Below are 12,451 nucleotides of genomic sequence, written 5' to 3' on the forward strand. Positions count from 1 at the left end.
CTTGAAACGTGTCGATGCGCGCGCAGGGCGGCGGCCTGCGCTGCCGGACGCCGCGCACAGGACAGCTTCATGGGAGGCGCGCGCGCCTGACGGGCGCGCGCGGCGATGCAATGGACGAACCCGATGATGCGCCGCGCGATACCAGCGTGCGCCTGTTTCTCTGCGGCGACGTGATGACCGGCCGCGGAATCGACCAGATCCTGCCTCACCCGGGCGCCCCCCGGCTGTACGAGCGCTATTGCCGTTCGGCCCGCGACTACGTGCGCCTCGCCGAGCTCGCGAACGGCGAGTTGCCCGCGCGCGTCGACTGCGCGTACCCGTGGGGCGACGCGCTCGCGGAACTCAATCGCGTGCGGCCGCACGTGCGGATCGTCAATCTGGAGACCGCAATCACGACGAGCGACGATCACTGGCCGGACAAGCCTGTCCTGTACCGGATGCATCCGCGCAACATCGGCTGCGTGTCGTGCGCGCGGATCGATTGCTGCGTGCTCGCGAACAACCATTCGCTCGACTGGGGGCGCGCGGGTCTCGCCGATACGCTCGACACGCTGCATCAGGCCGGCATCCGGACCGCCGGCGCGGGCGACGACGACGCGCACGCGGCGCAGCCCGCCACGCTCGGCGTCGCGCGCGGGCATCGCGTTTGCGTGTATGCGTATGCGGCCGAGACGAGCGGCGTGCCGCCGTCATGGGCAGCGACGGCGCAGCGCAGCGGCCTCAACTATCTGGCGAATCTGTCGTCGGAGCGGGCGACGCAGATCGGCGAGCGGATCGCCGCGCAGCGGCGCGAAGGCGATCTCGTCGTCGTTTCGCTCCATTGGGGCGGCAACTGGGGATTCGAGATCAGCGACGACGAGCACACGTTCGCGCATCGGCTCATCGACACCGGTGCGGCCGACATCGTCCACGGCCATTCGTCGCACCACATCAAAGGCATCGAGATCTACCGGGAGCGGCTGATCCTGTACGGCTGCGGCGACTGCCTGAACGACTACGAAGGCATCCACGGCCATCAACCGTTCCGGCCGGATCTCGCGCTGATGTATTTTCCGGTGCTCGATGCGGACAGCGGCGCGCTCGTCGAGCTTTCGGCGGCGCCGATGCAGATCCGGAACCTGCGGCTGCGCCGCGCGCCCGCCGACGGCAAAGCCTGGCTGCACGCGGTGCTGGAACGCGAAAGCCGGCGCTTCGGCACGCACGTGTCGGCGTGCGATGTCGAAGGGCTGCGGCTGCATTGGTGAGTAACGCGGCCGGGGGCGTCAGCCGCGTCGCGATTCGCGGCCGGACATGCGCGCCGCGTGCCGGCACGGGAATACGCTTTCACACGCTGCCGCCGGCCGAGGCGAGGCGCCCGTCGTCGCCCGGCGGGCGCCGATCCGCGCCGCCGCGGTCAGCCGGCGACCAGCTTCAGCCCGGCCGGCAGCGATTCGCCGAACGCGCGGCCGGTGTCCGCGTCGTCGAGCGCGACGACCTCGCTCACCATCCGGGTCCACGCCTGCGGCGCGTTCGTCGCCGCGAGCCGGCGCACGACCTTCTCGCGCACGTCGGCCGCCACGTCGCTCGACCGGTCGCCCGTCATCCGTGCAATCTGCGCGGCCGCAAACGCGGCCGGCTCGACCTTCTTCCAGTCGACGGCGAGAATCGCATCCAGCCAGCGTCCCGCGACGTCGGGCGGCACGACGCCGTGCGCGCTGCCGTACAGCGGCCGCCGCGCGCCGATGCGCCCGATCGCCCACCAGCCCTGGTGATTCTCCGTCGGCTTGTGCAGCCGCGCGAGCAGCCGTTCCCCGAGCTCGATCTTGCGCTCGGCGGACACGCGCTCGAGCGACGCGGACAGGCGCACCATGTCCATGTCGCCGATCTTCGCGGCGTCGAACGGCAGCTTCGGCCGCTTCGCGCTCGCGGCTTCCTGCAGCCACGTCATCGCGTCGAGCGCCTGCTGCTGCGCGCCGTCGTCGAGCCCGCCCGCCGCCCGCCGCCACAGCGTCCACCATTCGGACCACACCCGCGCGTCGCTCACGTACTGGATGCCGTCGTCGAACAGCGTCCAGAGTTGCGCGACGCGCCAGTCGTCGAGCGGATAGCCGAAGCCGGGCCGCACGCAATAGCCGGCCAGGTTCAGCCAGACGCGCTCGTGATCCGCCGAGCGCCGCCGCCGGCCGGCGCGCTCCCACAACGCGCCGAACAGCTCGCGCAGCAGGGCGATGTCCCATGCGTCGCGCGGGCCGAGCAGTTGCTCGAGCTGCGTGCGCAGACGCCGGACCTCCTTCGGGTCGACATTCGCGAGCCGCGCGCCGAATGAGCGCTCGATCAGCTCGATCGCCTTGTCGAGCGACGGATGGCGCGACGCGCCGGCCGCGTCGCCGTCGCCTTGCGCGTGCTCGCGGCGCAACTGGAATTCGAGCTGCCAGCGCTGCGACGGGTCGTCCGTCGCGATGCAGCGCATATCGAGCGTGCCGACCTCGGTGAGCGACGTCGTCAGCTTGACGAGCCGCTCGCGCGCGCCGCCCGCGTCCTGCTGCCGGACGACCGTCGCGACGGGCGGCAGCCGGACGAAGCCGCCCGCGCCGAGATCCGCGAGCTCGCCCGCGCGCCACGCATGGTCGGCGACGGTCGACGCCAGGTGGAAGCGCACCGGATGCCCGAGCCGCAGCGCGAACACGCGATCGTCGAGATGCACGTCGAGCCCCTCGGCCGTGCCGCGCGGCAGCACGCAGACGCCGCGCGACGCATGCGCGCCGTCGTCGACGACGAGAAAATAGCTGCGCGGCGAGCCGCCGCCGATCCTCGGCGCCCGTCCGGCGCGCGCGAGCCCATACGCGACCGCGCCGCGCGCGACCGCGACGTCCGGATGATCGTTGCGCAGCACGTGCAGCGGCTGCCCGCGCCAGTCGCCGAGCACGCCCGCGACGCGCTCGGCGAGCGCCTGCGAGCGGAACACGCCGCCGTTGAGCAACAGCGTGTCGGGCACCGGCAACGCCTGATCCGCCGCGAGCGCCGCGCCGAGCGCGTCGCGCGACTGCGCGGCGAGCCGGTGCAGGAACGCCGCGACGTGCCGCGTGACGGCCGGATCGGCGGCGTAGGGCAGGCCGAACTCGACGAGCGCCGAGCGCGAGCGGCGCGGCAGCTCGTCCGGGCCGCCCGCCGGAAAGAAACCGTCGACGACGATTTGCTCGACCTCCGCGCGGCTCAGCTCGGTCTTGCGCGCGCCGCCGACGAGCCGCGCGCCGGAGCCGAGCAGCGTGACGCCCACCGCATCGGGCGGGTTCGCGTCGAGCAAACGCTCCTTCGCGCCGCGGCACCGCTCGACGAGCTGCGACAGGCTCGCCGCCGACAGACGCGCACCGCCTTCCTGCGCGAGCCGCGCCTCGGCGACGCGCGCGAGCGCGAGATCCATGTTGTCGCCGCCGAGCATCAGGTGGTCGCCCACGCCGATGCGCGTCAACTGCGGCTCGCCGTCTCCGACGCTCCCGACGTCCTCGCCGTGCACCTTGATCAGCGTGAGGTCGGTCGTGCCGCCGCCTACGTCGCACACGAGCACGAGCCGCGTGTGCGCCAGCTCTTCGCGCAGCGTGCCGCGATGATGGAACAGCCAGTCGTAGAACGCGGCCTGCGGCTCCTCGAGCAGGCGCAGCGCGGGCAGCCTCGCGAGCCGCGCGGCTTCGAGCGTGAGCGAACGCGCGCCGTCGTCGAACGACGCGGGCACGGTCAGCACGACGTCCTGCTGCTCGAGCGGCGCGTCCGGGAAGCGGCGGTTCCACGCGGCGCGCACGTGCGCGAGATAGCTCGCGCTCGCCGCGACGGGCGACACCTTGCCGCCGTCGTCGGCCGCGCCCCACGGCAGGATCGGCGCGAGGCGATCGACCGACGCGTGCGACAGCCAGCTTTTCGCGCTCGTCACGAGCCGGCCCGGCACCTGCGCGCCGAGCGCGCGCGCGAGCGTGCCGATCACTGCGGGCGGCGCGGCGCCGGCGCCCGCCGCTTCGGCTGCTTCGCCCGCTTCGGCGTCGCGCCACGGCAGTTGCAGCTCGCCGGGCGCGAATTCACCCGGCGCCGGGTGATAGCGCGCCGACGGCAGCAGCGGCCGCGCGCCCACTTCGCCCGGCGCAACGAGCTGATCGACGTCGAACACGCGGATCGCGTCGCCGCCCGCCTCGACGTATGCAACGACGGTATTGCTCGTCCCGAGATCGATGCCGACGATGAATCGTTTCATCGGTTACGCATTCGCGCCGCCGCGCACGTCGAACTCCACCTTCCAGCGCTCGTTCGTGCCGCCTTGCACGGCTTCGAGCTCGAGCGTGCCGGCCTCCGTCACGCGCGCATGCAGCTTCACGGGCACGATCTCGCCCGGCGTGCGCCCTTCGGTCGGCAGCGTCGCCTCGATCGCGTCGAGCTCCTGCAGCTCGTCGGGCGACCAGAAGTCGAGCAGCGCGCCGACCTGATCCTGGCGGCGCACCGACGAACCGAAAAAGCGGAAGTGCACCGGCTCGCCGACCACGAGGCCGAATTCCTGCGGCGGCAGCGCGGCGTCGGTGCCTTCCTCCATGCCGAACGGCGCGACGCACAGCGCCTGGATCGGCGGCTCGAGGCCGGGCACGGCCGGCATCGCCGATTCGACCGCGATGTAGTACGCGCGCGCCGTGCCGCCGCGAATGCGCACGCCGCGGCCGCGCTTCACGTAGCCGTAGTAAGCCGCGCCGCGCGCGACCGCGAGATCGAGATCGGCGCCGCCGAGCAGGCGCGCGCTCGCCGCGCCCTCGGCCGCGAGCCAGCCGTTGAGCGTATCGAGAAAGCGCTCGACGAGCAGCGGCGACTTGAACACGCCGCCGTTGAACAGCACCGCGGTCGGATGCAGGAAGCTCGCCGACGCGTCATGCGCGTGCCGCAGCCCCTCGAGCTCCGCGAGCGCCGCGACCTGCCGACCCAGGAACGCCGCGAGATGGCGCGTGATGCCGGCGTCCTGCGCATACGGCAGGCCGAGCTGCGTCAGGCCCGCGCGCGTGCGGCTCACGGGCCGCGCCGATGCGTCGACCGGCGGGAAGAAGCCTTCGAGGATCGTCTGGGTCAGCTCGGCGCGCGTCAACTCGGTGCGGATCGAGCCGCCGATCAGCTTCGAGCCGCGGCTCGGCACGACGAGCGGCACCGCATCCATCGACGGATCGCCGAGCAGCGCTTCCTTCGCGCCGCGGCACGCGTAGGTGAGCGCGCGCAACTGCCACGGATCGGCCTGCGTGCCTTGCGCGGCGAGCTTGCGCGCGACGATGTGCGCGAGCGCGAGATCCATGTTGTCGCCGCCGAGCAGGATGTGCTCGCCGACCGCGACGCGATGCAGCTCGAGGTTGCCGTCGCGCTCGACGACCGCGATCAGCGACAGATCGGTCGTGCCGCCGCCGACGTCGACGACGAGGATGATGTCGCCGACCTTGACTTCCTTGCGCCACGCGCCGCCGCTTTTCTCGATCCAGCTATAGAGCGCCGCCTGCGGCTCCTCGAGCAGCGTCATGCGCGCGTAGCCGGCCGCCTGCGCGGCTTCGGCCGTCAGCTCGCGCGCGGCCGGATCGAACGACGCCGGAATCGTGACGGTGACGTCCTGCTGATCGAACGGCGCGTCCGGATGCGCATGGTTCCACGCGTCGCGCAGGTGGGTCAGGTAGCGCGCCGAGCTGTCGAGCGGCGACACGCGCGCGACTTCCGGCGGCGCGTCGCCCGGCAGGATGCCGGCGCGGCGATCGACGCCCGGATGGCACAGCCAGCTCTTCGCGCTCGACACGAGGCGAATCGGCGTGCCCGCGCCGCGGCTGCGCGCGAGCTCGCCGACCGCGAAGTCGCGCTCGGCCGCCCACGGCAGCGCGAGGTCGCCGGGCGCAAGCTCGCTCGGATGCGGCAGGTACAGAAAGGACGGCAGCAGATTCGGCGCTTCGATCGCGCCCGGCGCGGTCAATTGCGCGATGGGCAGCACGTCGAGACGGGTCTTCTCGCCGTCGCTCGCCGCGAGATCCACGTACGACAGCGCGCAGTGCGTGGTGCCCAGATCGATGCCGATCGAATAACGCGGCTCGCTCATAGCTCCACCTCGGCCGCCGCGATGATCGACGCGTCGTGGCCCGGGTTCAGCTTCGGCAGCCGGACGGCGTCGACGCGCCAGCCGCGATGGCTGATGTGGCCGCTGAACGGCGGCTTGCCGACGACGTTGCCCGTCAGGCGGATCGCGGCCGCATCGAAGCCCTCGCCGATCGTCACGCGCGCGCCTTCGGCCTCGTCGCGCACCGGGCGGATCGTGAAATGCTCGCGCAGCGTCGCGCGGCAGCCGTCGTGCACGATGCGCGCGGCGGCGCCGATGTCCGCGTCGGAGTAGCCGGCGATGTCCTCTTCGACGAAATCGACGAGGCGCGCGTCGCGCTGAAGGAGGCCGAGCAACTGGAGCGCCGCGTCCGGCGTCGCTTCCTTGATGACCTCGGGCGCGGGCGCCGCGGAGGGTTGGGGCGGCGCGACAGGGGCCGCTTGCGCGGCGGGTGCTGCGCCGTCGCGCAGGCGGCGGGCGCGGCTCGCGAGTTCGCGGTCTCCGAGCACGGAGAAAAACAGGCCGAAGGCGAGCGACAGCCTGCCGGCGAATGAAATGTTCGGTTCGGTCATGGGATCAAGCTCCATTGGGCCCGCCTTCCAGGCGGGCTATCCTGCCGGACGCAGGACGAGCGACGAGCGGGGCATCGGGCGTCCTGTTCCGGCATCTCGTATCTGAGCCCGACGGGCGCAAAACCTGTATTTTGCCTTGATCTGATGTCGAGCCGGCCACGGCGTGCGTGCAGGCTGTCTTTTTTTGCGCGTTTTCGGGGGCGGATGACGGGCCGGAAGCCTCACTGCGTGATGCCTTCGCGCTTCGGGCCACGCCAGGCCCACACGCCGACGGACGAACCGCCGGCCTGCGCGCCCACCGAATGCGCGGCTCTCCCGCTTCGCTCGCCGCTCAGGCGATCAGTTCCACCGCGAGGCTGCCGAGCGCGCCGAACCGCGCCGTCAACGCCTGGCCGAGCGGCGCATCGATCGCGCCCGCATACGAACCGGTCGTCACGATCTGTCCGGCGCGAACCGGTTCGCCGCGCGCCGCGAGGAAATTCACGAGCCAGAGCAACGGCGCAAGCGGATGCCCGTCCGGGTGCCGGCCGTCGAACGTCCGGTTCACGCCGCCGCGAAAGTCGAGCGCGATCGTGTCGAGCGTCGCGCGCAAGCCGTCGCTCACGACCGGGCCGACACACAGCCCCTGATTGAACTGATTGTCCGCGAGCAGCTCCGGCATGGTGGCGCGCGACGGCGCCGCGTAGCGGCAACCGAGCACCTCCAGTACGAGTCGGACTTCGCGGATTGCGGCGCGCACTTCGTCCTCGTCGTACGGCCGCGCGCGCGGCGGCAAGTCGCGATCGAGCACGAAGGCGATTTCCGGCTCGATCCGCACGGTCCGCGCATCGGCGACGACCGGGAACGGGCCGCCCGCCGCACGGATCGTCGACGCGAGGATCGGCGCGACGACGATCCGTCCCGGCGGCGGGAGCGCGCATTTCCATCCGCCGACCGGCTCGCCGAGCTGTTCGGCGACGCGTTGCTGGATCGCGAGCGCGGTCTCGATGTCGCCGGGCCGGCACGCGCCGGGCAGAAGCGGGCCGGCGACGCCGGCGCGGCGGGCCGCAACCAGGTGCCGCGCGGCGGCGTCGACGCGTTCGGGGGGGCTTGTCATATCGTTTTCGAAATGTAAGAGTGGCCGCGAGCATCGCGCGGGAAGGGGGCAACGGGAGCGATGATAGCCATTTCGTCGCGATTACATCGCCGCACGGCCTCGAGATCGCGACGATCGACGCCTTGGCGGCATCCGGCAACGTCAAGCGTTCCGGTGATTCGGACGCCGCTGCGCCGCTGGATGCTTTCGTCGAAAACGATCGCCGACACCAGCGCGCGCGCCTTCGATACGATTGCAAAAACGCGCGGCCATCGGCTGCTACAATCTCGGCTTATTTTTCAGTGAGCTGGAAGTTATGGGCTTTGAGCAACTTGCGTCGTTGCGCGATCAACTGGCGAGAGACGCCGCGCAGAAGCGGGCGGCGAAGAAACCGCAGAAGCGGGACGCCAAGCCGGCGGCTTCGCCGAGCTCGACGGATCCTGTGATATTGACGATCGCGAAACTCCAGAAGCGGTTTCCGCAGGCGTTCCCGCGCAATCCCGCGCCGAAGGTGCCGCTCAAGGTCGGCATTCTCGAGGATCTGGTCGGGCAGGCGAACGCGCTTCGGCTAACAGAAGCCGAATTGCGGGACGCGCTGCGGACCTGGTGCCAGGGGAACCGGTACTGGACGTGCCTCGCCGAAGGCGCCGTGCGAGTCGATCTGGCGGGCGGCGAAGCAGGGCGGGTATCGGCCGCCGACGCGAAGCGCGCGCGAATGCTGAAAGGACGTCGCCCGGCGAAGCCGCGCGCGCAACCGTCCAAGCCCGAGCAGGCTCAGCAACAGCGACAGACATCCGCGTGCCCGCCGGAGAGCGGGCAACGCACCGATTGAAGACATATATCACGTGACAACCAGCAAAATTCATACGCTGCAGAAGCAGCTCGGCCACCTCAATCTGCTCCTTGAGGAGGCGAAGAAAAAGGAAAAGGCCGAGGCGCTGGCCACCATTCGCGAACAGGTGAAGCAGTTCGACATTACGGAAGTCGAATTGCTGAGGGCGGCGGGCTTCGTGAAGGACAAGCCGAAGAAACTGCCGGCAAAATATTACGATCCGTCGACAGGCAAATCGTGGACGGGCCGCGGCGCGTGCCCGAAATGGCTGATCGGCAAGAACCTCGACGACTACCTGATCCGGCCCGCGCCGGAGCCATGGTGGCCGGGGGAGACTGCGTAGCGTGGCGGGCGCGGGCGGGGCGGCGGGACGTGATTCCGTTGTCTCAGCTCCGGCATGCTTGTGAAAGTCCTCGCATCATCGACCAACCACGGTTTTGTTTGTTGCCGGGGAATGTCGTTGGCTCGCCCGTCCTGCGGCGCGCATACGCGGGCGGCGTTCGCGCGACAGCGTGAACGTATTGATTCTTGTCAATATGGAACGCCAACCGTTGCCGTCGGTAGCGCTTCCGATGCCCCCGCATTGCCTTCGAAATAGCTGAACGTCGATTCAGTCGCCGTGAAGTGCAGCATCATCAGCCGGCTCGTCGCGTCGTCGACGTACACCAGCAACGTGCATTGCGGCGCGCGTTCCTCGAACCACCGATGCTCGCTGCCGTCGATCTGCACCAGTTCACCTAGGCATGCGCGCCGCGCTCGCGGCTGGTAAACCTTCGGTGCTAAATGGCTAGAACACGACATTTCTATAAAGCTACTACTCCAGTTCTCGGCCTATTCGCCGTTCAGTGACGAGTACATCGTGCGCACACAACGTTTCGAAGATGGACAGCAAGAGGTCGTGGCGTTCAGCGTGGCTGTGTAGCGTCACTTTCACGAGCTGCGCTTGCGGCCGAGTGCTCTTCGGGGAAAGCGTGTGGCTCTGGCGGGCGAGACAGAAGACGATGTAGCAACGAAGTCCGACAAGTCGCTTCGCACGTCGATCGAGCGATCGAAGCGGATGATTCGGAAGCGCTGCGAGGCGATCCGTGCCGATCCATGCTGACGCTCTCAACGCGCGGCGCATGGCATATCCACGTGGCCGTGAGTGGTCGTCAGAACTGGAAACTGTTGCGCTCGATCTAGCTCTCGGTGATCGGCAAGGCGGAAACCGATGGTGCGGTGAACGACAGCACACGTGGCTTCGGCAAAAACGGCTTCTTTCGGTGGATCGGCGGCAAGGGGCGGGCGATGCGGCATCGGAGACGGGGCGCAGTTCTATTGGAATCAGGGAGTGGGGGTGTTTTGGATGGCGACAGGTAATGTCGACGCTTGAGGTGGGCTGGCACGCAGTGTAGCACTGTGGTAGTTTGCAGCCATTACAAAACAAAAGTTCCGAGGGATTTTTATGCCTGCTCAGTGCTTTTACACGCTTAACAATCAGCGCTTGTCGACTTTTACGTGTGCGGGATTCGGCGGCGTGCCCGCGTTCTCTGGGGAGCCTTCATTCATTAATAAGCCGGATGCGACGGCGATTGCTAAGGCGGGGCCGATACCGAAGGGGCGGTATTACATCGTTACACGCGAAAGCGGCGGACATCTCGGCTGGCTGTATGACTTCATCAAGGATCAGTGGTCCAACAGCAATCGCTCTACGTGGTTCGGGTTGTATAGGAATGACGGCGTTATTGACGATTGGACATTTGTGAATGGTGTGAAGCGCGGGAATTTCCGGCTGCATCCGACTGGCAGGTGGGGCGAAAGTGAGGGGTGCATAACCGTCACAACGCAGCTTCAGTTCGATCGCCTGCGAAAGTTTCTGTTGAAACAGTCGACTCAGCTCATACCGGGTACGTCAATCAAGTATTACGGAACGGTGGACGTGCGATGAAGCGATATTTGCTACGGATACTGCTTGCTGTCGTTCTGACGGTGCCTGTGTGCTTGGCGCTGTCGCGTATCGATTCGCTCGCGCGATGGGTAGGAAGTGAGCCCGTTTGGCACGCGCTGCGACCGGTATTCGACTTGTTCGGGTCGTATGGGGTTGAGGGCGACGCCAACGTTATCGTAACTTTGCTACTTGCTGTTAGCTTCCTGATTGCTGGCCTGATTGTATGGGGCGGTGGCGGGCTGCTAGCTTACGTTCGCCACCGAAAAATGTAGGGATTTTGAAAGAGATGCTGCGGTGGGCGGATTTCACATAATTAGTCGGCCCTGAACAATCCGGAGTAGCTTGTGCAGCAAGGCTGTGAGGCCGAAATGGTGTTGTGGGATTTGCAAGGCACAGGCATATTGGTGCGAGTTTCCTGCAAATTTCGATGAGGTCTGGATGGGACCGAAGACACCGGCGCCAGAGGGAGATTTCTTCCGCCAACCGCTGCGTGAGCAGATCAACTTGAAGCATCCACTGGTGCGGTTGGCCGATCTGATCGACTGGGATCGGTTGGACGCGGCGATGAGCGCGAGCTTCGTGCCGAACAGAGGCCGGCCGGCGACCTCGCCGCGGCTGATCGCGGGGCTGCTGTACTTGCAGCACGCCTTCGACCTGTCGGACGAAGACGTGGTCTGGCAATGGCTCGAGAATCCGTACTGGCAGGTCTTCACCGGCGAGACGTACTTGCAGACGGAGCCGCCGATCGATCCGTCGAGCCTGACGCGTTGGCGCAAGCGGCTGGGCGAAGCCGGCGTTGAAGAACTGCTGGCCGAGACGATCGAAGCGGCCAAGCGTGCCAACGTCATCAAGCGCGCGAGCCTGAAGCGGGTGATCGTCGATACGACGGTGATGGAAAAGGCAATTGCGCATCCCACCGATTCGCGCCTGCTCGAACGCTGTCGGGAGCATCTGGTGAAGGCGGCGGCCCGGCACGGCCTGAAGCTGCGGCAGAACTACAACCGCGAAGCGCCGAGGCTGGCGAATCAGATCGGTCGTTACGCGCATGCAAAGCAATACAAGCGGATGAGGAAGGCGTTGCGGACCTTGCGTTCGCGCGTAGGTCGCGTGATGCGTGACGTCGAGCGGCAGCTTGACGGCGTCGCTCAGCAAAGTCGCGTGGCGTTGGAAGACCTGATTGGCCGCACGAAACGAATTCTGTCGCAGAAGCAAAAGGACAAGAACAAGCTGTACGCACTGCACGCGCCGGAAGTCGAATGCCTGGCCAAGGGCAAGGCGCGCAAGCCGTACGAGTTGGGAGTGAAGGTGTCGATTACGACGACGCACAAGGAAGGCCTGGTGGTGGGTGCGCGCTCGATGCCGGGCAGCCCGTACGACGGTCACACGTTGGCCGAAGCGTTGGAGCAGGCGGCGATCCTGAGCGACGTTCAACCAGAGATAGCCGTCGTCGATCGCGGCTACAAGGGTGTCGCCATCGACGGCGTAAAGGTCTATCACCCAGGGTTGCGACGCGGCATCACGCGAGGACTGCGCGCGATGATCCGGCGCCGCAGCGCAATCGAGCCGGCCATCGGTCACATGAAGGCGGACGGCAAACTGGATCGCAACTGGCTCAAGGGTGCGCTGGGCGATGCCATCCACGCAGTGCTGTGCGGCGCCGGGCATAACCTGCGGATGATCCTCCGGAAACTGCGGCGCTTTTACGCCCCGATTCTTGCCGCGCTGCTCAATCGCGGGATGGTCGCGCTAGCGACGGCATAACGCCTCGCTGAGCAAAACGAATTGTTCAGGGCCGACTAATTAGCCGTCGACCGCTTAACTCATGGGGCATTTGCCGATAAATCGGACAAATACCTTATGAGGGCTAGATGGAACAGATTGAGCTTTTGGAGCGACCGCGGCTTACTGAACGCGAGTTGACGAGCGTCGTGCGGGACATCCGAAATCTTTACTGGATGATCAGAAATACGCGACGCGG

9 protein-coding genes and 2 pseudogenes are annotated in these 12,451 nt (G+C 67.6%); 6 read left to right on the plus strand and 5 right to left on the minus strand.

Annotated features, from left to right (window positions below; genetic code table 11):
* Positions 1–110 precede the first annotated feature (110 nt).
* Positions 111–1,244, plus strand: coding sequence for a CapA family protein (locus AQ610_RS25175; RefSeq protein WP_043282848.1), 1,134 nt, complete (start codon positions 111–113; stop codon positions 1,242–1,244).
* A 149-nt stretch (positions 1,245–1,393) separates the two neighbouring features.
* On the opposite strand, the gene AQ610_RS25180 is transcribed toward AQ610_RS25175, so the two are convergent.
* From AQ610_RS25180 to AQ610_RS25195, 4 genes are all read right to left on the minus strand, one after another.
* Entirely contained in the window at positions 1,394–4,219 is a 2,826-nt protein-coding gene (locus AQ610_RS25180; protein ID WP_006027229.1) for an Hsp70 family protein, read from the minus strand.
* 3 nt (positions 4,220–4,222) lie between these two features.
* A complete protein-coding gene (locus AQ610_RS25185) occupies positions 4,223–6,070 on the minus strand; it encodes an Hsp70 family protein (protein WP_006027230.1) in 1,848 nt (615 codons plus the stop codon).
* Positions 6,067–6,639, minus strand: coding sequence for a DUF2760 domain-containing protein (locus AQ610_RS25190; RefSeq protein ID WP_006027231.1), 573 nt, complete (start codon positions 6,637–6,639; stop codon positions 6,067–6,069). Before AQ610_RS25190 ends, AQ610_RS25185 begins: the two co-directional genes overlap by 4 nt.
* A 331-nt stretch (positions 6,640–6,970) precedes the next feature.
* Positions 6,971–7,735 carry a 2-keto-4-pentenoate hydratase gene (locus tag AQ610_RS25195; protein ID WP_006027232.1) on the minus strand — a complete coding sequence of 255 codons (765 nt, stop codon included), beginning with the start codon at positions 7,733–7,735 and terminating at the stop codon, positions 6,971–6,973.
* Positions 7,736–8,030: 295 nt separating this feature from the next.
* On the opposite strand from AQ610_RS25195, the gene AQ610_RS25200 reads away from it, so the two are divergent.
* Positions 8,031–8,546, plus strand: a complete 516-nt coding sequence (locus AQ610_RS25200; protein WP_006027233.1) for a ProQ/FinO family protein — start codon at positions 8,031–8,033, stop codon at positions 8,544–8,546.
* A 13-nt stretch (positions 8,547–8,559) separates the two neighbouring features.
* On the plus strand, positions 8,560–8,889 hold the full coding sequence (locus AQ610_RS25205; RefSeq protein WP_006027234.1) for an H-NS histone family protein: 330 nt from the start codon (positions 8,560–8,562) through the stop codon (positions 8,887–8,889).
* Positions 8,890–9,134: 245 nt separating this feature from the next.
* Here the strand turns inward: AQ610_RS25205 and AQ610_RS37630 are convergent.
* Positions 9,135–9,314: pseudogene (locus AQ610_RS37630) on the minus strand (ISNCY family transposase); the annotation flags it as partial.
* 31 nt (positions 9,315–9,345) lie between these two features.
* Between AQ610_RS37630 and AQ610_RS38225 the strand changes: the two are divergent.
* From AQ610_RS38225 to AQ610_RS25215, 3 genes and pseudogenes are all read left to right on the plus strand, one after another.
* Positions 9,346–9,918, plus strand: a pseudogene (locus AQ610_RS38225) (hypothetical protein).
* A 72-nt stretch (positions 9,919–9,990) separates the two neighbouring features.
* Complete coding sequence (locus AQ610_RS31980) at positions 9,991–10,473, plus strand: DUF2778 domain-containing protein (protein ID WP_009915007.1); 483 nt, start codon at positions 9,991–9,993, stop codon at positions 10,471–10,473.
* 438 nt (positions 10,474–10,911) lie between these two features.
* The gene (locus AQ610_RS25215) at positions 10,912–12,234 is read left to right on the plus strand and encodes an IS5 family transposase (RefSeq protein WP_059213594.1); all 1,323 of its coding nucleotides are present in this window, start codon (positions 10,912–10,914) and stop codon (positions 12,232–12,234) included.
* Positions 12,235–12,451: the final 217 nt, after the last annotated feature.

Origin of the sequence: Burkholderia humptydooensis (assembly GCF_001513745.1) — a bacterium.
In the GTDB taxonomy this organism is placed as follows: Bacteria; Pseudomonadota; Gammaproteobacteria; order Burkholderiales; family Burkholderiaceae; genus Burkholderia; species Burkholderia humptydooensis.

What these genes read in the sequence shown, in the direction of transcription:
- AQ610_RS25180 (WP_006027229.1), bottom strand. Translation starts at nt 4,219, where the DNA reads ATGAAACGATTCATCGTCGGCATCGATCTCGGGACGAGCAATACCGTC.
- AQ610_RS25190 (WP_006027231.1), bottom strand. Translation starts at nt 6,639, where the DNA reads ATGACCGAACCGAACATTTCATTCGCCGGCAGGCTGTCGCTCGCCTTC.
- AQ610_RS25185 (WP_006027230.1), bottom strand. Translation starts at nt 6,070, where the DNA reads ATGAGCGAGCCGCGTTATTCGATCGGCATCGATCTGGGCACCACGCAC.
- AQ610_RS25200 (WP_006027233.1), top strand. Translation starts at nt 8,031, where the DNA reads ATGGGCTTTGAGCAACTTGCGTCGTTGCGCGATCAACTGGCGAGAGAC.
- AQ610_RS25195 (WP_006027232.1), bottom strand. Translation starts at nt 7,735, where the DNA reads ATGACAAGCCCCCCCGAACGCGTCGACGCCGCCGCGCGGCACCTGGTT.
- AQ610_RS25175 (WP_043282848.1), top strand. Translation starts at nt 111, where the DNA reads ATGGACGAACCCGATGATGCGCCGCGCGATACCAGCGTGCGCCTGTTT.
- AQ610_RS31980 (WP_009915007.1), top strand. Translation starts at nt 9,991, where the DNA reads ATGCCTGCTCAGTGCTTTTACACGCTTAACAATCAGCGCTTGTCGACT.
- AQ610_RS25215 (WP_059213594.1), top strand. Translation starts at nt 10,912, where the DNA reads ATGGGACCGAAGACACCGGCGCCAGAGGGAGATTTCTTCCGCCAACCG.